This is a genomic window from Micromonospora sp. NPDC049559 (genome assembly GCF_040676675.1).
In the GTDB taxonomy this organism is placed as follows: Bacteria; Actinomycetota; Actinomycetes; order Mycobacteriales; family Micromonosporaceae; genus JBFAPK01.
On sequence record NZ_JBFAPK010000001.1, the window covers coordinates 117,771 to 142,668 of the forward strand.

Sequence of the window (24,898 nt, forward strand, 5' to 3'; positions counted from 1 at the left end):
GCGTGGCGACACGGATAGTGGTTATTTCGGACTAGGCACGGCTGCACCGGTGGCGGTAGGTTCGTTTCGTGCAACCCGTCGCGCTCGCCCGCCCCCTGTGGTGGCTGGCGCTGCGGTCGCTGCGCCTCCTGACCGGACTGGTGCTCCTCGCGGTCGCGCTCGGCACGGGCCCCGGCCCGACCGCCGTCACGGCCACCGGCGCCCGTCCCGTCGCGGTCTCGTCGGCGGTGCAGGGCCCCACGGCGGTCGCGGCGCTGCGCCCGACGCTCGTGACGACGCCCCCCGGCAGCGGATTCCGTCCCGCGCCGAGGCGGGCCGGAACGACCGAGCCCGCCGGAGCGGATCTCGGCGCCGAGCGGGCCCTCCCCGCCGACCGAGTCGACCTCCTCGCCGCCGCGACAGCGCGGCCGGCGGCGATCCGACCGGCGACGGACTCCCGGCGGATCAGCGGCGACGCGCACGACTGGGCGCGCGGGCAGCGCGCACCGCCCCGGGCGTAGCCCGTTCCCGACGGCCCGGCCGCTCCGGCCCGCCGCTCGCACCGTCCCGCCGGTCTCCGGCATCACGCGCGCCCCTCCCGGGTAACCGGTCCGCGGGCGCCGGACGTGATCACGCTACGCACCCGCTCCGGGCGCACCCCGTACCTGTTCGCATCGCTCAACCTCATGAGGTGCTGGTCATGGAAACCGTCCTCTACCACTTCTTCGTCGACGTACCCCGCGCCGCCTTCATCTGGACCGGGCTGATCACGCTCGCCGTCATCGCCATGGCGGTGCTGATCGCGCTGCCGCGCCGGGAGCGGCGCGCGGAGGAACCGGAGCTCCGCGAGGAGGCCGGACGGCAGGCGATCCTCGCCGCCCGGGCCCGCGAGGCGAGCCGCTACGCCGACGAGGTCGCGGTCGCGGCCGACCGGGCCGCCGAGACCGCCCGCCGGCAGCGCGAGCAGTGGCTCGCCGCGCAGGAGGAGGCCGAGGCCGCCTGGCGGGCGTACGACGAGGCGGACGCCGCCGCCCGGCGGCTGCTCCCCGCCGCCGCGCTGCCCGCCCCGCGTACGCCCCGCACCCCGGCCGAGTACGCCGACCGCGAGCGGTACCTGCACCGGGCGGCGATGAGCGCGTGCAGCCACCGACAGCTGCCGGTGCTGGAGCTGAGCGACGTGCTGGCGAACCGCAACGGCTGGGACCCGCGGCGGCACCCGGTCGAGCAGGAGGTCATCCTGCGCCGGACGGTACGCGACCGGCTCTGGGCCGAGTACCGGGCGGCCGTGCAGCGGGAGCAGGAGGCGTGGCAGGCGGCCGAGGTCGCCGCGACCGCGGCGCGCAGCCTGCGGGAGGAGGCGTTCGCGGCGGCCGCCCGGGCGCACCGGCTGCGGCCCTGGCTCGCCGCCGAGACCGTGGCGGAGCCGTCGCCCGCCGACACCATCCGGCTTCCGCAGCGGCAGTCGGTGATCGACACGGTACGGATTCCGCAGCAGCAGTCCGCGATCGACACCGTCCGGATTCCGCAGCAGCCCACCCAGCCGACCCTCCGCTGGCACCCCGCCCGCGCCAGCTGACCCTCCCGTCGGAACTCGACCGCATGTTGCCGGTGCGCGGAGATGGCCCGTCTGGTGCGGGTTGACGGTCAGGGCTTGGCGGTCGGTCGCATGCCGTCGAAGAGGATGGTCAGTACCCGCTGGCGGAACTGCTCGCTCCACTCGTCGGTCATCGCCTCCTGGCAGATCGCCGCGAGCAGGGCGATCAGTTCGGCGGGTCGCAGGTCGTCGCGGACGGCGCCGGCCCTCTGGGCGCGTTCGAGCAGCAGATCGACGGCGGGTCGCAGCCGCGTCAGGGCATCGCCGAGGTGAACCCGGGTCCCGGTCTCGGCGAGCCGGGCGAACACCGCCCGGTTCTGGGTACCGATCGCCATGACGCGGGTGCAGAGCCCGAAGAGGGCGGTCACGTCCTCGGGTTCGTTGACCAGCTCGTCGACCTCGACGACGAGGCGGTCCCACAGGTTCATCACCACGGCCGCGAGCAGATCGGGTTTGGTCGGAAAGTGCCGGAACACGGTACCGATCGCGACGCCGGCGCGCGCGGCCACGGTCTCGGTCGACGCTGCGGCGCCCTGCTCGACGAAGACGGCCCTGGCCGCCTCCAGGATCCGCGCCCGGTTGCGGCGAGCGTCGGCTCGAACCGGTCGCCCGCCACTCGCGCTGCCGGCGGGCGATACACCGTCTCGGTTCATCGGCCCTCGATTCTTGCCAAGGTGAGTCGCACTCACTATCTTCGAAGTTGAGTTTCACTCATCTTAATTCGAGAGGTGGCACCGTGGCACAGTCGACAACCGCCACAGCAGGCCCGCTGACGATCTACCGGCGCATGCAGGAGGCGGTCCTGGGCGACAATCCCACCCTCCTCCCCGCCGAACTGCTGGCCGAGGACATCGTGGTCGAGACCCCGTTCTCCCCACCCGGCATGCGCCGTTACGACGGTCGCGAGGCCTGGTTGGCGTACTACCGGGCCACTAGCGCGGCGCTGCGGGTGCGCTTCGAACGGTTCCGGGAACTGGCCACCCACCAGACCGACGACCCCGAGGTCATCGTCGTCGAGTACGAGCTGACCGGGACGGTCGTCAGCACCGGCGTACGGTCCTCGGTCACCTGCGTCGGCGTCCTGCGGGTCCGCGACGGCCTGATCAGGCATTGGCGGGAATACCAGGACGTCCTGGCGATCAGCGAGGCGCTGAACGGGCGACCCGAGGACCAGACCGACGCCGGCACGCGCGTTCGGTAACGTTCCGCCCTCGTGCCACGCGAGCACGAGATCGACGAGTCCAATCAGGACTGTCTTCCCGCCGAGCGGGTGGCGGCCACCCCGTCGACGAAACAGCTCGGACCACAATGCGGTGGGGCCCACCGTGCCCGGCGAAGACATCAAGCCTGACGTGATTCGCCGGGTACGGTGGGTCCCACCCAAATGCGGAACTCGAATGCGGAACTCAGAGCATCGACATGTGCACGTGATCGGTGTGATCGGAGGCGCCGCTGTACGACTTCCAGCCCGACCCCGGCCACCAGATCTGCTTGTACCAGATGACGTAGAGGATTCCGAGCCGGTCCGCGTTGCGAATGAGGAACGCGGCGAGGTTGTTGCCGTACAGCTTCTGGTCCTGGGTCTTCGCCGAGGCGAATCCCCTGTTCAGCAACGACCAGTCGCAGGCACGACCCTTCGGGTGCTCGAACGGGCCGCCGGGGCGGTAGCAGCCGACGAACCGGTTGAAGCCGGCCTTCTTCACCTCGGTGTACGCGTTGAGCGTCCGGGGGGTGATGCAGCCGGAGGTGGTCGGGTCGTCCTTGCTGCACGACTCGTTCGGCCACTCACCGTTGGCGGTACGCGGCGCCGCCTTCGCCACCGGCGAGGTGGCGCTCACGAAGCCGTTGCCGATCAGACGGTTGCCGCCGACCAGGTCGAGCGCCTTGTCGGCCTCGCCCTTCCGCTTGGCCATGATGGCGAGCTGCTTCTGCTGCTCCCGCAGCTCGGCGTCGAGCGCGGCCTGGGCGCGGGCGACCTGTTCCTTCGCCTCGTCCAGTTCGGTGAGCTTGCCGTTGTTGACCATGTTCATCTGGTCGAGCCGCGCGACCCGCTCGATGAACGAGTCGCTGGACGAGCTGGAGAGCAGCACGGCCGCCACGCTGAGCCGGCCGGTGCGGTACGACTGCGCGGCGATCTGCCCGACCTGCGGGGCCAGTTCGTCGAGCCGCGCCTGCACCTTCCGCAGCTCGCCGTTCAGCTCGCCCTGGCGCTTCTTCGACTGGTCAACCTTGGCCTTGGCCTGGAGGTAGTCGCGGCCGGCCACTTCGAGCACGTCGCGCAGCAACGCCGGTGGGGCGTCCTCCTCGGCGGCCGGCGCGTCGGGCGCCGCCGTGGCCCCCTCGGCGGGCGCCACGACCATGGCCACGCCGGCGACCAGCGCCAGTGCGGGGGTGAGCAATCGGCGTAGGGGTGTAGTCAAGTCGTCTTCCTTCCGTCGACCGCCGACCGGGTTAGCTGACGGGTTCGGGACGGAAGTCGGTCCCTACCGCTGGCGCGGATTCACCCCATGGAACGTGGTTCCCCGATTCGCCCCTTCGGCGATTAGGCGGCGGCACCACCGGTACCGGTAGGCACCTGCGGGTGGTGACCGTCCGCGAGAATACCGGACATCGACCGCTGACTACCAGGCCCAGGAGCTGCGATAACCGTTGCAGGACAACAACTCTGAGTAACCTCCGCTGCTCCGGCGCCCGTAGACCACGGTCGATCCACCAGCCCGACCGGCACTCGGGGAACCCTACCCGATCTCCGAAGCGGGTTAGGAGACGCGGTACCGCCGGACCCCTTCCGCTCGGCCGCCCGGCGACGGCCGGGCGTACCGCTACGCTGTGGGGCCGCACGGGAGGGGGGACGGGGCGATGCACGGCCTGGGTGAGCTGGAGTCGGCGATCATGGACCGACTGTGGCGGTGGGACGGACCGGCCACCGCCCGCGACGTCGTCGAGGCGCTGCACGGCGAGCGTCCCCTCGCGTACACGACGGTGCAGAAGGTGATGGACAACCTGTACCGCAAGGGCTGGCTGACCCGTACGCTGCACGGCCGGGCGCACCGGTACCGGCCGAGCATCTCGCGGGAGGCGGCGGTGGCGCGGCTGATGCGCGAGGCGCTCACCGACACGCCCGACCACCGGGCGGTCTTCGCGCACTTCCTGGCCACGATCGACGCGGAGGAGTCCCGCGCGCTGCGCGCCGCCCTGCGCCAGCACGGGCGGCCGGAGCCGGAATGATCGCGGCGCTGGTGCTGCTCGCGTACGCGGTGGTGCTGGCCGCCGTCGGGCCGCGCCCGCTGGCCCGGCTGCCGGAGCAGCACGGCTATCCACTCTCGACGGTCGCCGCCTGGTACCTGGCCGGCACCTGGGCGGCCGTGGCGGCGGCGAGCGCCGTGGTGCTGCTGGTGGGGCTGCCGCCGCACGCCGACGGCCGGCTGGTCGGCCTGTTGCCCGGTTCGCCGGCGCTGGCGCACCACCCGCACGAGCACCTGCCCGAGCTGACCGCCCCGGTCGCGCTCGCCGTCGGCGCCGCGGCGCTGGCCCGCCTCGGCTGGGTCGCCGTCGCCGGGGCCCGCGCGCAGCGCCGCGCCCGCCGACGGCACCTGGCGTCGCTACGGCTGCTCGGCGGCGCCGAGGCCGCACCCGGCGTCCACGTCCTGCCCGCCGCGACGCCGGCCGTCTACTGCCTCGGCGGGCGGCGGCCGGTCATCGTGGCGACCACCGGCGCGCTGCGGGCGCTGACCGGCCGCCAACTCGCCGCGGTCCTCGAACACGAGCGCTGCCACCTGCGGGAACGCCACCACCTGCTGATCCTCGCGGCGAATCTCGCGGCGCGGGCGTTCCCGTTCGTGCCGCTGCTCGTCGCCGCGCGGGAACGCGTACCGGCGTTGCTGGAGCTGCGGGCGGACGACGTGGCGGCCCGGCGGCACGGCCCGCGCGCGCTGGTCGAGGCCCTCGCGGTGCTCGCCACCGCGCGCCCGGCGGCCGGACTCGCGGCCGGCGGTCCGGGGATCGCGGCGCGGGCCCAGCGCCTGCTGCGCGGCGGCGTACGCCCGAAACCGTGGCGTCTAATCGGATTGTTCGGTGCCGTCGTGCTCGGTCCACTCAGCGCGTTAGTCGTACCGTTCTGCTGGTGAGAAGCCCGGCCGCCGATTTCCGTGAATAGGCGTCTACTCGGTGTAACCGAATCCGCGGGCGGCGGCGCACTCTCCGACCTTGCTTCGGACAAAGAGGTTCCCTAAGGTGAATCACCGACCGCCCGAGGACCTGTCGGTCTCCACTGATTCCCCGCTACGGAGACGTCCCGGCGGTCAATCACAAAGGAGTCGGTACCGGTGGCAATTGTGCCCGCCCAATCCCGTTCGCCGGACCACGCGCCTGCCCGCAGACGTCGCCCCACACGTTCCTTCCATTTGCTGCTGGCGATGGCCGCGGCCGTGTGCGTCGGGCTGACCTCCGCCGGCAGCGCGCAGGCCGCGCCGACGGCGCAAGAGGTCGAGAACCAGATCGACAAGCAGTGGGAGCAGCTCGAACCGACCATCGAGCAGTACAACAAGGTCCACAACCAGCTGCTCGCGAACCAGAAGAAGGCGAAGGAGCTGGAGGACAAGATCCAGCCCCTCTCGCTCCAGACCGATCTCGCGATGACCCGGGTCGGCGGCATCGCGGCCAAGTACTACAAGATCGGTCCCTCCTCCGAGGTCAACGCGATGCTCGCCACGGGTGACCCCGGCACGCTGACCGAGCAGCTGACCATCCTGGACCGGCTGGCCCGGGACGAGCAGCGGCAGATCGCCGACGTGGTGGCCGCGCGGGACAAGTTCAACGCGGAGAAGCAGCGACTGGACGCGCTGATCGTCCAGCTCGCCCGGCAGGACGCCGATCTCGCCGCGAAGAAGAAGCAGATCGACGCCGAGATCAAACGGCTGGAGAAGCTTCGGGAAACGGCGGTCGGCAAGGTCACCATCGACGTCGGGGCCTGCCCGGCGGTCACCGTCATCGGCAAGGCGGCGATCGCGGTACGCACGGCGTGCCAGCAGCTCGGCAAGATGTACAAGTGGGGGTCCACCGGACCCAACACGTTCGACTGTTCGGGTCTCACCCAGTTCGCCTGGAAGAAGGCCGGCGTCAGCCTGACGCACTTCACCGGCGACCAGTGGAACGAGGGCCGACCGATCAGCAAGTCCGAGGCCCGCGCCGGTGACCTGGTCTTCTTCTTCGCCGACCGGCACCACGTCGGGATCTATCTCGGCAACAACCTGATGGTGCACGCCTCCCGGGCCGGGCAACCGGTCAAGGTGGCGAACATCCAGTACATGCCGGTGGCCGGATTCCGGCGGGTGGCCTGAGCCGCTCCGGCGGGAGTACGCGAGATCCGGGGCCCGTGGTCGACTCTCGACCACGGGCCCTGTTTCGTCTCGGGCCTCGCGTCCTCGCGGGCCGGTGTCCTCGCGGACTCCGGTAGCGGGCGACCCGGCGCGGTGAGGCGCGCCCTACCTCGAACCGGGCGGATGGCAGGCGTGTGCCCGTGACCTCGCCGAACCGACGATGTGAGGTATGAGGAGAACCCCGCGTCGCAGCCGCGTACCGCTGCGCATACTGGCGGTGGTCACCGCCCTGGCCCTGGCCGCCACCGCCGTGGCGCCGCCGGCCCTCGCCGCCGCCCGGCCGGCGCCCCGCACGGACGCCGTCGTCGTCGTCCAGCCCGCACCGGCCGGCGCCCAGCCGCCGGGCCATCAGGTCGCCGCCGCCCGAGGCCGGATCGTCAGCGTCACCCCGGTGCTGAGCCTCGACGCCGCCCAGGTGCGCACCCTGCGCTGAGCCCGACGGGGCCGCCGGCTCGCCAGGCCGGACCGGAGCCCGCTCGCCGGGCCACGCCGGCCCCGAGGACCGGGCGGCGTGGCTACATCCGGTCCGGACTGGCGATGCCGAGCAGGTGCAGGCCCTGGCGCAGCACCCGGGCGGTCAGGTCGCAGAGCACCAGCCGGCTCTGGCGTACCGGGCCGTCGGCGCGCAGCACCGGGCAGTTCTCGTAGAAGCCGCTGAAGGTCGCGGCGACGGTGTGGAGATACCCGGCCAGCCGGTGGAACTCCAGCGTCGCCTCGACGGTACGGACCACGGCGCCGAAGTCGAGCAGCGCGATGGCGAGCGCCCGCTCGGCCGGCTCGCCGACGATGACCGGGGCGCCCTCCGGTACGCCGACCCCGGCTCGGCGGAAGATCGAGCGAATCCGGGCGTGCGCGTACTGCAGGTACGGGGCGGTGTTGCCGTCGAGCGCGAGCATCCGCTGCCAGTCGAACACGTAGTCGCGGTTGCGGTCGGTGGCCAGGTCGGCGTACTTGATCGCGCCGATGCCGGCCGCCCGGGCCACCGCCGTCACCTCCTGCTCGTCGAGGTCCGGGTTCTTCCGCCGGGCCAGCTCGGCGGCGCGCGCCACCGCCTCGTCGAGCAGCTCGACCAGCTTGATCGAGTCGCCGGTGCGGCTGCGCAGCATCCGGCCGTCCGCGCCGAGGATCGAACCGAATCCGACGTGCTCCGCCCGGGCCGGCGGCCGCAGCCAGCCGGCCTGCCGGGCGACCGCGTAGACCATCTCGAAGTGCTGCCGTTGCGGCAGGCCGACGAAGTAGAGCAGCCGGGTCGCGCCGAGGTCCCGGGTACGGTGCCGGATCGCGGCGAGGTCGGTCGCGGCGTACCCGAAACCGCCGTCGCTCTTGCGTACGATCAGCGGCAGCGGCTGCCCGTCGCGGCCGGTGTACCCCTCCGGGAAGACGCAGGCGGCGCCGCCGCTGGGGCGGAGCAGGCCGAGCCGGTCCAGCTCGTCGGTGACCGGGGCGAGCTGGTCGTTGTAGTAGCTCTCGCCGTAGAAGTCCCCGGCGTCGAGCATGACGTCGAGCCGGTCGTAGACGGTCAGGAAGTACCGCTCCGACTCGGTGACCAGCAGCCGCCACAGCCGCAGGGTCGTCTCGTCGCCGCCCTGCAGGGCCACCACCCGCAGCCGGGCCCGCTGCTTGAACGCGTCGTCGGCGTCGAACTTCGCCCGGGCGGCCTTGTAGAACGAGTCCAGGTCGCCGACCGACAGCTCGTGCGCCGCCTCGGCCTCGCCGAGGTCGACCAGGTGCTCGATGAGCATCCCGAACGGGGTGCCCCAGTCGCCCAGGTGGTTGGCCTTGATCACCCGGTGTCCGAGCCACTGGAGCAGCCGTACCGTCGCGTCGCCGAGCACGGTGGAGCGCAGGTGCCCGACGTGCATCTCCTTGGCCACGTTCGGCGCCGAGTAGTCCACCACCACCGTCTCCGGCGCGGCGCTCGGCGCGACACCGAGCCGCTCGTCGGCGGCCATCCGGGTCAGCAGCCGGCCGAGGGCGGGCTCGGCCAGCGTCAGGTTGACGAACCCGGGGCCGGAGACCTCGGCGGCGGAGCAGAGGTCGGTCAGCTCCGCCGCGCGCAGCACCTCGGCGGCGATGTCCCGGGGTGGCCGGCCCAGCCGGCGGGCCAGGGCGAGGGCCGCGTCGGACTGGAAGTCCGCGTGCTGCGACCGCCGTACGGCCGGGGCCACCGGCTCGCCGGCGACGGTGGAGAACGCCTGTGCCAGCCGGTCGGCCAGCAGTTCTTCAAGACTCATGACAGGTACGCCAATCTCGCGCTGCCGGGTCGGACAGCTCGCGGGCAGGTGTGCGGACCCGGATCGATCGGCGCCTGCTGCGCTGGTCACGCCCCCGAGGGACGGCAGCGGTGGGAAACCGGCGGGATCGATCCGCCGGTAGCAGGATGGTCAGCTCAGGCGGTCGGAGACGGCTCGCGGACGAGCCATGGTTCGCTCCCGCCGGAGCGCCGGAACAGAGGAGGCCAGGTCGGACCGCGCCGCCTCCAGCGAGGAGGGCGCGCGGTGCAGTCGGATCTGCCGGCCGGCCATGGGCGGTAGCATACCGGCCCCGGCCCGCCCGCTCGCGCCGAGTTTCGGTCCCCTCGGTCGGCGCGGTCCGGGTCGCCGGTCGCCCCGGTCAGCGGCGGTGGCCGTTCCGGTCGGCGGTTCTGCCGTCGACGGCGGTGGCCGTTCCTCGCGGTCGCCCCGGGTCAGCCACGGTGGGTCGGACGACCGAGTTTCGCGAGCGCGACCAGGTAGCGGCAGTCCCGCCCCGTGGCGTTGACGAAGCTGCACGGCGCGGGCGGGCCGAGTTGGAGGCAGTCGCCGGCCTCCAGTTCGTGCACGGCGTCGCCCTCGTGGAAGCGGAGCTGCCCGTCGAGGACCCAGATCTGCTGGGAGATGAACGCGTAGGTGCCGGCCGCCACGTCGACCCGGGCGCCGGGCGGCAGCACGACCTCGACGAGTTCGAGCGGTCCGTCGCCCGGCGGCGAGACGGCGCGCCTGCGGTACCCGGTCTCCGGGTCCGTCCAGATCGGCTGCTCGGCCGCGCGGGCGAGGCGCGGCTGGCCGGTCTCGGCGCGGGCGATGAGTTCGGAGAGCGTCAGCCCGAGGGCGGCCGAGAGCCTCGCGAGCAGCGCGGCGGTGGGCTGGACCTCGGCCCGCTCGATCTTGCTGATCATCGCGCGGGAGACGCCGGAGAAGTCGGCGAAGCCGTTGACGGAGAGGCCGCGCTCCGTCCGCGCCTCGCGTACCACGACCGCGAGCCGGGCGGTCAGATCGTCCGACACGGCTGCGACTATAGCAGCAGAATTGGCTACTATCTGAAACGTGAACTCCCCGACCTCTGAATCGCCGGCCTTCGACGCACCGGCCTTCACCGTCCGCGACGCGACCGCGGCGGACGCGGCGGCCTGCGCCGCCATCTACGCGCCCTACGTCACCGGCACCGTCGTCAGCTTCGAACTCGTTCCGCCCGACGCGACCGAGATGGCGACCCGGATCGCCGCCGCCGCGCAACGCCACGCCTGGCTGGTGCTCGAATCGGGCGAGGCCGTTGTCGGGTACGCCTACGGGCACCCGTTCGCCGCGCGGCCGGCGTACCGGTGGGCCTGCGAGACCAGCATCTACCTCGACCGGAGCGCGGTCGGCCGGGGCGGCGGGCGGCTGCTGTACGAGCGCCTGCTCGCCCGGTTGGCCGAGCGCGGCCACCGGCGGGCGTTCGCCGGGATGACCCTGCCGAACGAGGCGAGCGCCGGGCTGCACCGGGCGCTCGGCTTCGAGCCCGTCGGCGTCTACCGCCAGGTCGGCTGGAAGGACGGCCGCTGGCACGACGTCGCGTGGGTACAGAAGACGATCCTGACCGAGGCCGATCCGCCGGCGGAACCTCGATGAGGGTCGACCTGGCGCGATAAGGGCTGGTCCGCCGCGACGAGGGCTCTCCGCCGTAACGACAAGTTGATCAAATGGTCCTAGGATCGGCCCGTCGATCCGATCTCGGAATCGGGTCATGTCCAGGAGGATCCTTTGACAGCACGACAACGCGTCCTGGCGGCGGCCGGTGCGATCACGCTCGTACCCGGTCTCGCCCTGATCGCCTCGGCCGCGCCGGCTGGCGCGGCACCGGACGAGAAGACGGCCAGCACGGCAGCGTCCCCGGGCGAGGCGAGGACCGGGCTGACCAACGACAAGTTCACCTTCAACGGGAAGCAGCTGGAGCCGCGCTCGTACGCGCCGAAGCGCGCGGCCCGTACGGCGGCGGCCGCCGTCGAGACCCCGGCCGTGGGCACGGTCCGGTCGTGGCCGGCGCGGGACGACACCACCGGCTCCCTGTACCTCAAGAGCTACACGCTCCGCGCGGTGGGCCAGAAGATCGAGGTCTGGGTGGCGAACGACCTGTCGTTCCCCGCCGGCGACTGCCGCAACGCCGTTCCCGGCACCACCGACGTCACCGACGCCCAGGCGCAGGCGCTGGTCACCGAGTTCGACACGAACATGTACCCGAAGGAGACGGCCGCGTTCAGCACGCCGCCGGACCGGGACGGCACCAACGCCCAGGTGGCGGGCGACTTCACCGGGGCGGGCGACCGTACGGTGACCCTCGTCGACAACGTGCGGGACGACAACTACTACGACTTTCCCGCCGCCAGCTCGTACATCGCCGGGTTCTTCTCCAGCGCGCTGAACGAGTACTTCGACCGCAACATCATGACGATCGACGCCTTCGACTGGGCGCACCGCACCGGTGCCGCCCCGGCGGACGAGCCGACGAGCGACCCGTGCACCAGCCGCCCGGCGCGGCCGCACAGCTACGAGGGCACCTTCGCGCACGAGTGGCAGCACCTGCTGCAGTACTACGTCGACCCGGCCGAGACCAGCTGGGTCAACGAGGGGCTCTCGGACTACGCCCAGACCCTGGTCGGCTACGTGGACGGGACCAAGACGGTCTCGGAGTACGGCTACGACGGTCACCTCGCCTGCTTCCAGGGCTTCGGCACCGTGCAGACGCCGTACAACCCGAACCCGCGGGACTGTGGCGGTCCGGAGAACTCGCTGAGCCTGTGGGGCGAGTCCGCCAACCCGACCGCCGTGCTGGCCGACTACGGCAACGCGTACGAGTTCATGCTCTACCTGAAGGACCGTTTCGGCGCCGACTTCCTGACGAAGCTGCACCGCGACGGTGCGCGGCAGGGCTTCGCCAGCCTGGCCGCGCTGCTGCGGACCAAGGGTGAGAAGGACATCCACAAGTTCCTGCACGACTACCAGACGATGGTCCTGACCGACCGGATCGTCGACGGCAAGCACGGGAAGGCGCAGGGCATCTCGAAGGCGAAGGCCACCTCGGCGAGCCTGAGCTCGACGGTCAACCTGGCCAACCCGGCCGCGTACGCGACCCCCGGGGCGGCCCCGAACGGCGCCGACTACGTACCGCTCGCCGACGGCAAGGGCCGCACGCTGAAGGGCTCGGACCTGCGGTCCCTGCGGTTCACCGGCGCCACCAGCCTCCCGGCCGTACCGTTGGCCTGGACCGTCGCCGACGACGACCCGGACCGGCCGGGCAACCCGGTGCTCTTCTCCGGCAACGAGAACAACACCGACGCCAGCGCGGTCGCCCAGGTGACCGTGCCGGCCGCCGACCCGACCCTGACGTTCCAGGCCAAGTACGGCGCCGAGGCGGGCTACGACTACGGCTACGTGATCGTCTCCACCGACGGCGGCGCCAGCTACACCGCGATCCCCGGTGACCGGACCGTCGACGGGCCGCGCGGGCCCGCCGTCAACGGCACCACGGACGGGTTCGAGCAGCACCGCTACGACCTCTCCGCGTACGCCGGCAAGACGATCCTGATCGGCTTCGAGTACGTCAGCGACGGCGGCGTCAACGAGGGCGGCTGGAAGCTCGACGACATCGCGGTCGGCGGCACGACCGTCAGCGACGGCTCCAGCCTCGACCCGTTCGACTCGATCACCGAGATCAAGCCGGTCTCCGTGGCCGGGTGGAACCTGCGCCTGGTCGGCCTCGACGCCAAGCACTCGACCGTGCTGCAGCGCGACTTCGGCGCCCGGGGCACGGTCACGCTCAGCGCGGGCGACCTGCGGGAGCTGAAGCGCTTCCCGCAGGTCGTGGCGATCGTCGCGTACGACGAGCCGACCGAGCAGGTCGCTCAGTACGCGCCGTACACCCTGACGGTGAACGGGGTGACCCAGCCCGGCGGCAAGTAGCCGGTTCGGCTGAGATGAGGGGGCCCGCGCCGGTCGGCGCGGGCCCCCTCGCGCGGGTACAGAAGGCGATCTTGGTGGCTGCTGGCCGTCAGGCGGGGCCGGTAAACACTCGGCCTCAGCCGAGGTGATCGGCGGGTGAGGTCTGGAGCAGCCAGGCCAGCGGCATCTTCGCCCGCTCGTCGTAACCGCCCTGGTCGTCGAGCCGATACAGGGTCACCGTCTGTGCGCCGTCCCGGTCGACGACCCAGTACTGCGGGATCCCCGCCGACGCGTACTCGCGGACTTTGATCACCGAGTCCATGCCCTCGGAGCCCGGCGAGACGATTTCGATCACGAGCGCGAGGTCGGCCACCCCGGACCACACCCCGCGCGATGGCGGCTTCCGCCAGACGCTGACATCCCGGATCCGGCCGCCGTCACCGCTCGGCCCGGGTATCCGGATGCCCGCCACCTGGAGCACCTGGTCGGCCGGCCACCCCGCCATGATGAGCCACGCGAAGAGACGGCTCGCGATCATCGCGTGTTCGGTGTCGGGCGGCGGCGTGACCGACAGGACCCCCTCGGGGCTGGTCTCGTAGCGATGGCCGTTCGCGTCGGCGGCGTTCATCGCGGCCACGTCGTCGAGCGTGACGACGGCGGGCATGTGGGTGCCGACGGCCGCAGCGCTCATGCGCCTCATGATATGCCCGATCAGGCGCTCTGGCCGGCTGCTCCGCGCGGTCGTGACGCCGGATGGCAGGCTCCCCCGGCCCGACGCGCAGCCGAGCGACGCCCCGGCCCGGCGCCTCCGGTTCGGGTGGAGGATCGTGCAGGATGGATCGGGTCGGGTGACGACCGAACCCGGGCCGGACGACTTCATGGAAAGGCAACCGCGTGGGCATCTACGACATCCCGCTGCACACCCTCGCCGGCGAACCCGGCTCGCTCGGGGACTTCGCCGGCAGGACCCTGCTCGTGGTCAACGTCGCCTCGAAGTGCGGGCTGACCCCGCAGTACACGGGGCTGGAGCGGCTGCACGAGCGGTACGCCGACCGAGGCTTCTCCGTCGTCGGCTTCCCGTGCAACCAGTTCGGCGGCCAGGAGCCCGGTACCGCCGAGGAAATCCAGGAGTTCTGCTCGACGACGTACGGCGTGACCTTCCCGATGTTCGCCAAGATCGAGGTGAACGGCCCGGGCCGGCACCCGATCTACACCGAGCTCACCAGCGTGCCGGACGCCGACGGCGAGGCCGGTGACATCCAGTGGAACTTCGAGAAGTTCCTGGTCGCCCCCGACGGTACGGTGGTCGGCCGGTTCCGGCCGGGCGTCACGCCCGAGGACGAAACACTGGTCGCCGCGATCGAGAAGCACCTGCCGGGCTGACCCCCGCGCCGGGCTTTCCGTTCCACCTGCCCGGCTGGACGCGCCGCCCGGCTCAGGATCAGGCTTGTCCGCAACTCACCACGGCGGTGGCCCGCCCACCGGTCGTCCGGAGGATCGGCCGCCGTGGCCATCCGCTCCCGGCGTTTCATCAGGAGCGGATGGCCACGGCTACCGCGACGGAGCTGGGCCTAGTTGCCGGCCACCGGCGCGCTCCGCGACGCGTTGAACAGCCTGTCACCCCGGTAGTGGGCGACCACCGGGGCGGCGAGTCCGCCGTGGGCGGTCCGCTTGAGCTGGGCGACTCCCTCATGGACCGGGGCAGACCCGAGATACGTGTCGCCGGCGTAGAAGTCGACCTTGCCGGACGGGTCGGCGACGTTGACGCTGACGGCGCCCACCGTCGCGGTCGCGGTGACCGTGGTGTTGGACGGGGCACCCGCCGGGGCGACCGCGACGTCGAGCCCGGTCGTGGTGGCCCGGAACGCCAGGGCGCGCAGGTAGTGGTCCAGCAGCGGGCGCCACACGTGCCAGGTGTGGACACCGGGCACGTTGAACTCGTCCAGCTCGACGCCGGCCGCCCGCAGCGCGGCGGCGTTCTGCTGGGACGCCTGGGCGATGTTGCCGAGCCGGTCCTGGAGCCCGGTACCGATCATGATGCTGCCGGCCACGGCCTTCATGCTGTCGACCTGCGCCTGGTTGGCGGCCGGTCCACCCATGCTCCAGGCCGCGTGGTAGCCGAACATGTCGGTGTGGTTGTACATGATCGTGTACGCCCGGCTGCCGCCGGCCGAGAAGCCGCCAGACGCGCGGTCCTGCGCACGGGTGGAGACGTGGTAGTTCTGCTCGACGAACGGGATGACGTTGTCGCGCAGTTCGTCGACGTAGCCCTCGTTGCCGCCGGGTAGGCCGTTGAAGTCGGTGGAGACGATCACCATCGGCTCGGCCGCGCCGTCCTTGATCGCGTTCTCCAGGATCAGGTGGGCAACGCCCTGCATGGTCCAGGCGGTCGAGTGGTCACCCGAGCCGTGGCTCAGGTAGAGGGTCGGGTACGGCTCGGCCCGGTCGCGGTCGTAGCCGTACGGCAGGTAGACGACGATGTCGTGTACGCCCGCCGGGTTGGTCGACCCCGGCGAGCTGTACCGGCGCGACTCCAACGTGCCGATCCTGGCCACCGGCGCCTGGTAGCCGGTGTCGTACGTCGGGAACCTGGTGCTGGCCGGGACGTAGATCGTGCTGCGCACCGCGCCGGGCGCGCCGGGGTACTGCGGCTGGATCTGCCACCGGTTCGCCGGATCGTCGTGCAACGCGCAGCCGGTGGCCAGCTCGTCGGCGCAGTCGTGGGTGAAGGCGTACCGGAAGGTGCCGGCGGGCAGCGGCGTGGTGAACGTCCAGACGCCGTCGGCGCCCTTCCGCATGGGCAGGATGTGCCACGGGGTGGCCGCGACGTCGCCCGGCTGCCACTCGGCCGGCGGACGGGCGTCGCCGCAGTCCTGGCAGGTGATGTTCTCCGGACGGGAGTAGAACCAGTCGCCGTAGATGTGGACCTGCCGGACGTTGTCGGGTGCCCGGTACCGGAAGGTGACCGCGTACCCGGTCGGCGGTTGGTTGGTGCGGGTCACGGTCGGGCCCAGCGGCGCGGCCGGCGCGGCGGAGGCCGCCGGGGCCACGACGGATCCGGCCGCGACGGCCACCGCCGCGAGCAGTACGAGCGTCAGCCGCTGGCGCGGCGGCGACGGTGACTTCGGACGAGGACGCACGACGGGCATGTGCCTACTCCCTCTCGGGTACCCGGCGAGACCGGTTCCACCGGTCCGGCCGGCAGTTCGATGGTGGAGGTGAACGGATACCGGGCACGATCGGAGCGGCATCGACAGCCGGCCGGATTCGGGCAGCGTCGATCGCGCGCCGCCGGCCCGGCACGTCTGACGCGATGGTTCAGCCCGTCACGGGCGGGCCGGTTCCCACCTCCCGTCGACGCGTCTGGCAATCCCGGTGAATTCGTCCCTGAGCTCCTCCGGCAGGAGCCATTCCGGCGCGTCCTGCCAGGCGATCGGGCGGAGGAACCGCCGAATCGAGGTGGCGCCCACGGAGGTGTGTACGGAGTTGGTCGACGGCCAGGGCCCGCCGTGGTGCTGCGCCCACGACACCCGGACGCCGGTCGGATAGCCGTCGAAGACGATCCGACCCGAGCGCTCGCCGAGCACGTCGGCCAGCCGGCGGACCTCGTCGGCGTCATCCTGGGGTCCGATGTGGATAGAGCCGGTGAGCGACGGCGGGACGGTGGCGAGGGCCGCGTCGAGTTCGGCGACCTCGCGATAGCGGACCACCACCATCAGCGGGCCGAAGCACTCGTCGGCGATCTCGGTGGTCAGGCCCGGCAGGTCCACCTCCAGCAGCACCGGCGCGACGGTGAAACCATCGCCCGGACTGACGTCGGGCCGCGCCGAGACGTGGACACCGGCGCGCTCGAACGCCGCCGCCCGGTCGACGAAGGCGTCCCGGATGCGCTCGTTGAGCAACACCGCGCCGCCGGCCGAGGCGACCCGCTCGCGTAGCGCCTCGACGAGCCGGTCGCCGGCGGGGCCGGCCGGGACGAACGCCAGCCCGGGCTTGGTGCACAGCTGCCCGCCCGAGCCGGTGAAGGAGCCGAACAGCCCCTTGGCGATCTGCCCTCCCCGGGTCGCGGCCGCCGCCGGCAGGACGACTATCGGGTTGACGCTGCTCAGCTCGGCGTAGAACGGGATGGGATCGGCGCGTTCGTCGATGGCGGCCTGGATGGCCCGGGCGGCACCGAGGGAGCCGGTCAGCGCGGCTGCCCGGATGACGGGGTGGCGCACCAGCGCGCGGCCCGCCTGCTCCCCGTACACCAGGGCGAGCACACCCTCCGGACCGCCCAGCCCCCGGACCGCCGACCCGATCGCCGCACCGGACTCGTGCGACGTCAGCGGGTGGGACGGGTGGGCCTTCACCACGACGGGGCAACCGGCGGCCAGCGCGGCAGCGGTGTCGCCGCCGACGACCGAGAAGGCGAACGGGAAGTTGCTGGCCCCGAAGACGGCGACCGGCCCCAGGGGGACGAGCATCCGCCGCAGGTCCGGACCGCGCCCGAGCGGCGTGTCGGCGGCGTGGTCGATGGCGGCCTCGACGTACCCCCCGTCGCGCAGCACGTCGCCGAACAGCCGCAGTTGGACCGCCGACCGGGTGAGTTCCTGGTCGAGTCGCGGGTGACTCAGCCCGGTCTCCGACTGCGCCGTCGCGACCAGGTTCGCACGCCGGTGCTCCAGCGCGTCGGCGATCGCGTCGAGCAGGTCGGCGCGGCCGGTCCGGCCCAGGCCGGAGAGCCACCGCGCGGCCCGGGACGCCTCGGTGGCGATCGCCGCCAACCGGGTCTCGTCGGTCTCGGTGAGGTCGGTCGCCCGACGCCGACCGTTGGCCGGGTCGACCGTGGTGATCACGTTCACAGCAGTCCTCTCCGGGCAAGGTTGCCCATCAGATCGCGGACCCCGAACTGCCAGGGCTCGCACTCCTCGGCGTGGCGGACCCGGTTGACCAGGGTGCCGAGCGTGGGGCAGCTGATCCGCACCACGTCGTCGACCTTGTGGGTGAACCCCTCGCCCGGTCGGTCCCGGTCCTCGATGGGCGCGAACATGGTTCCGAGCATCAGCACCGCGCCGTCGGGATAGTGGTGGTGCGGGCCGATCAGTTGCCGCACCAGCGCCGCCGGATCCCGGGACATCCGGGCCATCTCCGACACCGCCGTCAACTGGAAGCCGTCCCCGCCACTGACCTGTAGGCGCACTTCGAGCTCGCGTACCCGGTCCAGGCCAAACCGGTCGTCGAACAACCGGATCAGGGGCCCGAGGGCGCACGAGGCGTTGTTGTCCTTCGCCCGCGGGAGCAGGAGCGCGGACCGTCCCTCGACATCCCGGAGGTTCACGTCGTTGGCGAGGGTCGCGCCGACGATCCGGCCGCTGGCCTGCACGATGAGCGCGACCTCGGGTTCCGGGTTGTTCCAGGTCGACGCGGCGAGCACGCCGACGGGGACGGCGGTGCCGACCGCGGAGAGGATCTGGCCCTTGGTGAAGATCTCGGCGTCCGGTCCGAGCCCCACCTCCAGGTACTGACTCCAGACTCCCTCGGCGACCAGCAGGGCCTTGAGCCGCTCCGCCTCGGCCGAGCCCGGCGCCAGGCTGTGCAGGTCGGCGCCGATGTCGGCGAGCATGCGACCACGGAGGTCCGCCGCGAGCGTCAGGTCGCCGCCGGCCCGCTCCTCGATGACCCGTTCGATCATCGACACGGGGAAGGTCACCCCGGCCGCCTTGAGCGCCTGGAGATCGACCGGAGCGAGCAGCCACGGCCGGGTGTGGTCCCGGGTCGCGGCGTCCGTGTTGGCCAGGATCTCCGCGAAGCCGCCCAGCCGCGGCCCGTCGAGCTCGGCCACGACCGAGGCGGGATCGGGCAGCTCGCAGATGTCCCGTACGGTCGGAAACCGGTGACTCACGTCGAGGACTTCGCCGTCCCGGACAATCACGGGCGAGGGTCCGTCGACGGTGGGATCCCAGATCCGGCCGACGAGCAGGCTCCGCTCGACGTCGTCCGGCAGCGCCTCGGCGGCGGTGCCGATCCAGTCCGGCCCGGCGGCGGTGTCGACCCGGTCCGGCCCGGCGGCGGGCTCCTGGGGCGGTGGCAGCGTCATGGGGTGCTCTCCAGGTTGAAGTACGACCGCTCGTCCGGGGGTCGGATGTCGTACACGGCGTCGCGGAACATGCGGAGCGGGTGCGGGGTGAACGGGTGCCGCTCGATCGCGGCGAGGTCGAGCTCGATGCCCAGTCCCACGCCGGACGGGATGAGCACGTCACCCTCGTCGGTCAGCACCAGCCGCTCGTTGGTGATCTCGGGGCGCCACGGAACGTCGGTCGCCATGATCTCCAGGTACCGGAAGTTCGGCAGGGCCGCGGCGAGCTGGAGCGACGCGGCGGTGCTGAGCGGACCGCTCGGGTTGTGCGGAGCGAAGCCCACGTAACCGGTCGCGGCGAGCGTGGAGATGAAGGCGAGTTCGGCGATGCCACCGGCATGCGTGACGTCGGGCTGGACGAAGTCGACCGCCTGCCGGGCCAGCGCCGGGGCGAAGCCCTGCCGGCCGTACCACCGCTCCCCCGCCGCGATCGGCACCGGCGACGCGCGGCGGATGTCGACCAGGGCGTCGAGGTTGTCCGGCGGGCACGGCTCCTCGAACCACACCGGGTCGAACGGTGCGATCTCCTTGGCGACCTTGATCGCGTGCCGGACGTCGAACCGGCCGTGCCCCTCGATGAACAGCTCGACGTCGCGCCCCACGGCGCCACGGACGGCATCGACCTGGGCGAGCACCCGGTCCAACTGCCGGGTGGTGATGGTCATGTCGTAGTTCTCGAACGGGTCCCACTTGAGGCCACGGAAACCGGCCCGCACCGTCGCGCGGGCCGCGGCCGCGTACTCCTCGGGGGTGACGGCTCCGGAGAACCAGCCGTTCGCGTACGCGCGTACCCGGTCCCGGGTCGCACCCCCGAGCAGCCGGGAGACGGGAACGCCGAGGTCCCGGGCCGAGATGTCCCACAGGGCCATCTCCAGCGCGCTCAGGGCGGTCATGATGACCGGTCCACCGCGCCAGTACCAGTCCCGGGTGAGTTCGTAGAGGATCTTCGAGATGCGGGTGGGGTCCAGCCCCACGACCGCCTCGGCGGCCTCGGCGACCGCGCCCTGGACGGCCCGTTCCTTGCCCTCCAGGGTGGCCTCGCCGAGACCGACGATCCCCTCGTCGGTGTGGACCCGCACGATGACGAGGTTCGTGCGGTAGAAGTCGACGACCAGCGCGTCGACCGAGACGATTTTCATGTCCGCGTCAACCCTTCACCGCGCCGGCGGTCATACCGGAAACGACGTACTTCTGTGCCAGCAGGTAGAAGGCGACGGCGGGCAGGGTGAACATGAAGGCGACCGCCATCACCGTCTGGATGGGCGTTCCCAGCTCGCCGATGAAGTTCGCGATGCCGACCGAGGCCGGCTGCAGGCCCGGCGTGAAGATGAAGGTCACCGCGAACACGTACTCGTTCCAGGCGTGGAAGAAGGCGATGACCGCGGTCGCCGCGATCGACGGGGCGATCAGCGGCACGTTTATCCGGGTCAGGATGACCAGCGGTGATCCTCCGTCGACCCGCGCCGCCTCCTCCAGTTGCCGCGGAATGGCGTCGATCGCGCCCTTGAGAATCAGCGCGACGATCGGCAGGACGAAGGCCGAGTTCACCAGGACGAGGCCGGTCAGCGAGTCCAGCAGGTCGAAGCGGCGGAACAGCGCGAACAGCGGCACCACCATCAGCGCCTCGGGGAGCATCTGGGTGAACAGCAGCACCAGGGTCAGGACGGCCTTGCCCCCGAACGAGAATCGGGACAGCGCGTAGGCGAGCGGGATGCCGAGGCCGACCGAGACGACCATCGTGCCGACCGCGATCACCAGGCTGTTGAGCAGCCACCCGGCCGCCTTCCCCTCGGCCAGCGCGTCGACGAAGACCCCGAACCGGCCGAGGTCGGGGGTGAGCCGTGGCCGCGCGGCGAACAGGTCGCCGTTGCTCGACAGCGCCGTGACGAGCATCCAGTACAGCGGGAACACCGCGACGCCCAGCACGGCGAGCACGGCGACGATCCGCGCCGTGACACCGATGCGGAAGCCCCTCATCGGACGTCCTCCTTCTCCACCGCACGGGCGACGAGTCGGCTGCCGGTGATGACGATGAGCGAGATGACGACGCCGACCATGCCGATGGCCGCCGCGGCGCCGAGTTTCTTCGAGTCGAAGGCCTGCGAGTAGAGGTCGATGACCAGGGTCCGGGTGGCGCCGACCGGACCGCCCTTCGTCATCAGCCAGATGAGTTCGAACCGGCGCAGCGACCAGATCGTCATGAGCACGGCGAGCAGGCCGACGGTCGGCTTGACGACCTGCCAGGTGACGACGCGGAAGGTGGCCCACCGTCCCGCGCCGTCCACGATCGCCGCCTCGTTGAGATCCTGCGGTACGGCCTGCAGCGCCGAGAGCAGCACCACGGAGGTGAACGGGAACAACTGCCAGATGGTCGTCGCGAGCACCGCCGGCAGCGCGTATCGCGGGCTGTCCAGGATCGCGCCGCCCGGCACGCCGAGACCCACCGCGTCGAGGAACCGGTTGACGATGCCGTACTGCGCGTTGAGCATCCACGTCGCGACGAGCGCGACCGCGATACCGGGCGCGGCCCAGGGGATGGTCACCAGCGCGCGGGCCAACCCCCGGCCACGGAAGCCCTTGTTCAGCAGGAGCGCGACGCCGAGCCCGAGCCCGACCGAGCAGACGACGCAGGCGATCACGTAGCCGAGGGTGGTGAGCAGGGTACGGTGGAAGTCCGGGTCGCCGAAGATCGTCTCGTAGTTGTCGAGCCCGACCCACTGTCCACCGGTGGGGTTGAGCAGGGTCGTCCGGGTGAAGCTGAGGTACACCTCCTGGACCAGCGGCACCGCCTGGAAGACGAGGATGAACAGCGTGGCGGGCGCCAGCAACAGGTAGGGGGTCCACCTGCTACCCAGCGCGCCGCCGCGGCGGCGCCGCGGTCCGGATCTGGAAAGCGTTCCGGGCGTTCTGGTCTGCTCGACAACAGTCATCGAGTTCGGTCCTTCTCGGGTAGGAGGCTGCCGCGCATCAGGCTGTCGCGTCGCCTGGTCGAGGGCCGGTCAGCGGGGCAGCTGGCTCGCCTGGTGCTGCGGCCCGGTCAGCGGACCAGTTGGCTCGCCTGTTGCTGGGCGCGGTCCAACGCGGACTTTAGGTCCACCTTGCCCTGCAGCGCCGCGATCACGTTCTGCACGACCACCTTGCGGATGTCCGGCGTCTTGGCCTCAAAGCCCAGCACGATCTGCGGCAGGCTGGACTCGGTGAGCTGGTCGAAGACGGGGAGGAACGGGGTCTTCTGGAGTGACTCGGCGCTCCGTTGGGTGGTGGTGGCGACGCTGCTCGCGCCCAGGATCTCCTGCAGCTTGACCTGGTTTTGCGGCTCCAACGCCCAGCGGATGAAGGTCGCCGCCGCCTCCTTGTCCTCGCTCGCCTCGTTGACGACGATCGGCGCGAGGATCGCACCCTGCTTGCGGACCGGGAACGGGATGGGCGCGACGTTGAAGTTCAGCTTCGCGTTCTGGCCCCGGGTCGCGGTCACGTACCCGCCGTTGTTGAGCTCCATCCCGACCTTGCCCTCGGCGAACATCCGGCGGAACGTCGCCGCGTCCGCGCCGCGCGGGATCACGTTCGCGTCGTATAGGTCCTTGTACGCCTGCAGCCCCTTCAGGTTCTCGGGCGAGTTGATGGTCAGGTTCTTGCCGTCCGACCAGGCGCCGCCGAAGCCGTAGACGTAGTTGAAGATGTCCTGCCACACGCCGGCTTCCTCGGCCTCGGTCTGCCGGAACGCCAGGCCGTACACGTCGCCCTTGGTCAGCGACTTCGCCGTGGCGAAGAACTGCTCGTACGTGGTCGGCGGATTCGGGATCAGGTCCGCGTTGTAGAACATCGCGTAGTTCGACGCCTCGAAGATGACGCCGTACCGGACCCCGTCGTGCACCATGAACTGGTCCGGCTGCTTGAGCAGGTCGTACTTGCCGGCGTCGACGAGCTTGTCGAGCGGCGCGATCAGGCCGGCGTCGGCGGCGGCCTCGAACTCGGGCATGTCGAAGCGGACCAGGTCGGGTCCCTTGCCGCTGCCCATCTGGGTGAGCACCGTCTGGCCGAAGGTCGGGTACGGCACGGCCGCGGCGGAAACCTCCACCTTGTCCTGGCTGTTGTTGAACTCCTCGAGCCACTTCGTCAGCAGCGGCCCGCGCCCCGGGTCGCCGAAGGTCGAGGCGGCGAAGGTCAGCTTGGCGACGCCACCGCTGGAACCGCCGTCGGAGCCGCCACAGCCGGTCAGCAGGGCGGCCACCAGACCGAGAACGCATGTCGCCCCGGCGATACCGAGGCGCGCGGATCTCTTGCTCATCGTTGCGCTCCTGTTACAAGTCAAGGTCAGCTTAGAAAATTGCAACGATCGTAGCGCCATGCGCAACGGCGTCAAGTGGCAGTTGCGATGAGCGTCGTCTACATTGCATGATGCGCAACGCGGACCCCGACGGTCGGTCACCGGCCGGGTCGCGTACCGCGAGCGAGCGCATCCATCACACGAGGGAGACCGGCTGTGTCACAGTCGATTCGCCGCGCGATCGACCTTCTGCGTCGATCGGCGGAGCACCCGCTGACACTCACCGAGGCGGCGGACGTGCTCGGCGTCCACAAGTCCACGGCCCTGCGGATCCTCCAGACACTGGAGTCCGCGAGATTCGTCCGCCGGACCGGCACGGGGACCTACGTGCTCGGCAGCGGACTGATCGAGCTGTCGGAACTCGCGCTCGGCTCGATGGACCTGCGACAGCTCGCCGCCACGCAGCTACGTATCCTGCAACGCGAGACCGGGCACACCGTGCACCTGGCGCAACTGACCGGCGACGAAATCATCTATATCGACAAGGTAGACAGCCAGGCGTTCGACGCCGTGAAGCTGCCGTCCCGGGTGGGGCGCGCAGTATCGCTCTACGCGAGCGCCGTCGGCAAGACCATCCTGGCCTACCTGCCCCGCGAGGAACGCGATCGGCTCCTGTCCCACGTCGTCTTCGAGCGGTTCACCGACACGACCTTCGCCGACCGCGACCGCCTCGAAGCCGAACTCTCCCGCATCCGCGAGCACGGCTGGGCCAGCGACAACGGCGAGCACGATGCCTACGTCATGTGCGTGGCGGCACCGATCAGGGACTTCCGCGGCCACGTCGTCGCCGCCATCTCCATCACCGCGATCGAGGTCATCGCGAGCCTCGACAAGCTGAAGGCCAACCTTCCGACGCTACTGGAGACCGCGAACCAGATCTCCGCGGAACTCGGCTACACCTCTTCGGCCGCGGTGACGCCCGCCGGGCGGACCACGGCGGCGGCAGGAACCGGAGGGTAACGGTCACCGGCGCGGACATCGACGACTGGACCGACGACATCTGGCGTCGTCGCCAGCCTGGCCCGCACCCTGCCGTCCGACCGGACGACCGCGCTGCCCGGCCTCCCGGTGCCGCCTGGACCCGACCGGGACCGGCCGAACCTGGTGGGCGATGCGGTGGAAGCCCGCGTTGAACGCCTTCGCGATCACCTTCAGCGACCGCTCCCAGCAGCTGAAACCTACTAGCCAAGATCGCCGAAAGCACCGTCGGCGTGACAGACCCGCCCGCGAGGAAACCGGTGAGCGGCGGCGGTGGCGGTCTGGACCGCGGAGCACCTCGCCACTTTCCTGGGCGCCGTCGGCTACGACTGCTGTTCGCGTGCTGTG

Annotated in this window: 23 protein-coding genes and 1 riboswitch; of the genes, 11 read left to right on the plus strand and 12 right to left on the minus strand. The window is 71.4% G+C overall.

The window, feature by feature from the left end:
• Window positions 1-68 precede the first annotated feature (68 nt).
• Both AB0J86_RS00535 and AB0J86_RS00540 read left to right on the plus strand, forming a co-directional pair.
• Window positions 69-500, plus strand: coding sequence for a hypothetical protein (locus AB0J86_RS00535; RefSeq protein WP_363850265.1), 432 nt, complete (start codon window positions 69-71; stop codon window positions 498-500).
• Window positions 501-679: 179 nt separating this feature from the next.
• Window positions 680-1,555: a hypothetical protein gene (locus AB0J86_RS00540; protein ID WP_363851555.1), complete on the plus strand. Its 876-nt coding sequence runs from the start codon at window positions 680-682 to the stop codon at window positions 1,553-1,555.
• 68 nt (window positions 1,556-1,623) lie between these two features.
• On the opposite strand, the gene AB0J86_RS00545 is transcribed toward AB0J86_RS00540, so the two are convergent.
• The gene (locus tag AB0J86_RS00545) at window positions 1,624-2,226 is read right to left on the minus strand and encodes a helix-turn-helix domain-containing protein (RefSeq protein ID WP_363850268.1); all 603 of its coding nucleotides are present in this window, start codon (window positions 2,224-2,226) and stop codon (window positions 1,624-1,626) included.
• Between the two features lie 83 nt (window positions 2,227-2,309).
• Between AB0J86_RS00545 and AB0J86_RS00550 the strand changes: the two genes are divergently transcribed.
• Window positions 2,310-2,774 carry a nuclear transport factor 2 family protein gene (locus AB0J86_RS00550; protein ID WP_363850271.1) on the plus strand — a complete coding sequence of 155 codons (465 nt, stop codon included), beginning with the start codon at window positions 2,310-2,312 and terminating at the stop codon, window positions 2,772-2,774.
• A gap of 205 nt (window positions 2,775-2,979) precedes the next feature.
• On the opposite strand, the gene AB0J86_RS00555 is transcribed toward AB0J86_RS00550, so the two are convergent.
• A complete protein-coding gene (locus AB0J86_RS00555) occupies window positions 2,980-3,993 on the minus strand; it encodes a hypothetical protein (RefSeq protein ID WP_363850274.1) in 1,014 nt (337 codons plus the stop codon).
• 4 nt (window positions 3,994-3,997) lie between these two features.
• A riboswitch (cyclic di-AMP (ydaO/yuaA leader) is annotated at window positions 3,998-4,132 on the minus strand.
• A 300-nt stretch (window positions 4,133-4,432) separates the two neighbouring features.
• Here AB0J86_RS00555 and AB0J86_RS00560 point away from each other — a divergent pair.
• The 4 genes from AB0J86_RS00560 (at window position 4,433) to AB0J86_RS00575 (ending at window position 7,384) form a co-directional block, all read left to right on the plus strand.
• The gene (locus tag AB0J86_RS00560; protein WP_363850275.1) at window positions 4,433-4,801 is read left to right on the plus strand and encodes a BlaI/MecI/CopY family transcriptional regulator; all 369 of its coding nucleotides are present in this window, start codon (window positions 4,433-4,435) and stop codon (window positions 4,799-4,801) included.
• The gene (locus AB0J86_RS00565) at window positions 4,798-5,700 is read left to right on the plus strand and encodes a M56 family metallopeptidase (protein WP_363850278.1); all 903 of its coding nucleotides are present in this window, start codon (window positions 4,798-4,800) and stop codon (window positions 5,698-5,700) included. The genes AB0J86_RS00560 and AB0J86_RS00565 overlap by 4 nt, the downstream gene beginning before the upstream one ends.
• 288 nt (window positions 5,701-5,988) lie before the next feature.
• Entirely contained in the window at window positions 5,989-6,912 is a 924-nt protein-coding gene (locus AB0J86_RS00570) for an NlpC/P60 family protein (protein WP_363850281.1), read from the plus strand.
• 208 nt (window positions 6,913-7,120) lie between these two features.
• On the plus strand, window positions 7,121-7,384 hold the full coding sequence (locus AB0J86_RS00575; protein WP_363850284.1) for a hypothetical protein: 264 nt from the start codon (window positions 7,121-7,123) through the stop codon (window positions 7,382-7,384).
• A gap of 82 nt (window positions 7,385-7,466) precedes the next feature.
• Here the strand turns inward: AB0J86_RS00575 and argS are convergent, their stop codons facing one another.
• Together argS and AB0J86_RS00585 are read right to left on the minus strand one after the other, a co-directional pair.
• Window positions 7,467-9,185, minus strand: a complete 1,719-nt coding sequence (gene argS, locus AB0J86_RS00580) for an arginine--tRNA ligase (RefSeq protein ID WP_363850286.1) — start codon at window positions 9,183-9,185, stop codon at window positions 7,467-7,469.
• 452 nt (window positions 9,186-9,637) lie between these two features.
• A complete protein-coding gene (locus AB0J86_RS00585) occupies window positions 9,638-10,216 on the minus strand; it encodes a helix-turn-helix domain-containing protein (protein WP_363850289.1) in 579 nt (192 codons plus the stop codon).
• Window positions 10,217-10,256: 40 nt separating this feature from the next.
• Between AB0J86_RS00585 and AB0J86_RS00590 the strand changes: the two genes are divergently transcribed.
• Both AB0J86_RS00590 and AB0J86_RS00595 read left to right on the plus strand, forming a co-directional pair.
• Window positions 10,257-10,820 carry an N-acetyltransferase family protein gene (locus tag AB0J86_RS00590; protein WP_363850292.1) on the plus strand — a complete coding sequence of 188 codons (564 nt, stop codon included), beginning with the start codon at window positions 10,257-10,259 and terminating at the stop codon, window positions 10,818-10,820.
• 132 nt (window positions 10,821-10,952) lie between these two features.
• A complete protein-coding gene (locus tag AB0J86_RS00595; protein ID WP_363850294.1) occupies window positions 10,953-13,148 on the plus strand; it encodes a choice-of-anchor J domain-containing protein in 2,196 nt (731 codons plus the stop codon).
• A gap of 115 nt (window positions 13,149-13,263) precedes the next feature.
• On the opposite strand, the gene AB0J86_RS00600 is transcribed toward AB0J86_RS00595, so the two are convergent.
• Window positions 13,264-13,818, minus strand: a complete 555-nt coding sequence (locus AB0J86_RS00600) for a Uma2 family endonuclease (protein ID WP_363850297.1) — start codon at window positions 13,816-13,818, stop codon at window positions 13,264-13,266.
• A 203-nt stretch (window positions 13,819-14,021) separates the two neighbouring features.
• On the opposite strand from AB0J86_RS00600, the gene AB0J86_RS00605 reads away from it, so the two are divergent.
• On the plus strand, window positions 14,022-14,510 hold the full coding sequence (locus AB0J86_RS00605; protein WP_363850300.1) for a glutathione peroxidase: 489 nt from the start codon (window positions 14,022-14,024) through the stop codon (window positions 14,508-14,510).
• A 188-nt stretch (window positions 14,511-14,698) separates the two neighbouring features.
• Here the strand turns inward: AB0J86_RS00605 and AB0J86_RS00610 are convergent, their stop codons facing one another.
• From AB0J86_RS00610 to AB0J86_RS00640, 7 genes are all read right to left on the minus strand, one after another.
• Window positions 14,699-16,276, minus strand: a complete 1,578-nt coding sequence (locus AB0J86_RS00610; protein ID WP_363850303.1) for an alpha/beta hydrolase-fold protein — start codon at window positions 16,274-16,276, stop codon at window positions 14,699-14,701.
• A gap of 177 nt (window positions 16,277-16,453) precedes the next feature.
• Window positions 16,454-17,971: an aldehyde dehydrogenase (NADP(+)) gene (locus AB0J86_RS00615; protein WP_363850306.1), complete on the minus strand. Its 1,518-nt coding sequence runs from the start codon at window positions 17,969-17,971 to the stop codon at window positions 16,454-16,456.
• The gene (locus tag AB0J86_RS00620) at window positions 17,968-19,206 is read right to left on the minus strand and encodes a fumarylacetoacetate hydrolase family protein (protein WP_363850309.1); all 1,239 of its coding nucleotides are present in this window, start codon (window positions 19,204-19,206) and stop codon (window positions 17,968-17,970) included. Before AB0J86_RS00620 ends, AB0J86_RS00615 begins: the two co-directional genes overlap by 4 nt.
• Window positions 19,203-20,384, minus strand: a complete 1,182-nt coding sequence (locus AB0J86_RS00625) for a mandelate racemase/muconate lactonizing enzyme family protein (protein WP_363850312.1) — start codon at window positions 20,382-20,384, stop codon at window positions 19,203-19,205. The genes AB0J86_RS00620 and AB0J86_RS00625 overlap by 4 nt, the downstream gene beginning before the upstream one ends.
• Before the next feature lie 7 nt (window positions 20,385-20,391).
• Window positions 20,392-21,222 (minus strand): carbohydrate ABC transporter permease, encoded by an 831-nt coding sequence (locus tag AB0J86_RS00630; protein WP_363850314.1) that lies wholly within the window; start codon window positions 21,220-21,222, stop codon window positions 20,392-20,394.
• Window positions 21,219-22,175 (minus strand): sugar ABC transporter permease, encoded by a 957-nt coding sequence (locus AB0J86_RS00635; protein ID WP_363850317.1) that lies wholly within the window; start codon window positions 22,173-22,175, stop codon window positions 21,219-21,221. The genes AB0J86_RS00630 and AB0J86_RS00635 overlap by 4 nt, the downstream gene beginning before the upstream one ends.
• A 107-nt stretch (window positions 22,176-22,282) precedes the next feature.
• The gene (locus AB0J86_RS00640; protein WP_363850320.1) at window positions 22,283-23,533 is read right to left on the minus strand and encodes a sugar ABC transporter substrate-binding protein; all 1,251 of its coding nucleotides are present in this window, start codon (window positions 23,531-23,533) and stop codon (window positions 22,283-22,285) included.
• Between the two features lie 195 nt (window positions 23,534-23,728).
• On the opposite strand from AB0J86_RS00640, the gene AB0J86_RS00645 reads away from it, so the two are divergent.
• Window positions 23,729-24,532, plus strand: coding sequence for an IclR family transcriptional regulator (locus tag AB0J86_RS00645; protein ID WP_363850322.1), 804 nt, complete (start codon window positions 23,729-23,731; stop codon window positions 24,530-24,532).
• Window positions 24,533-24,898: the final 366 nt, after the last annotated feature.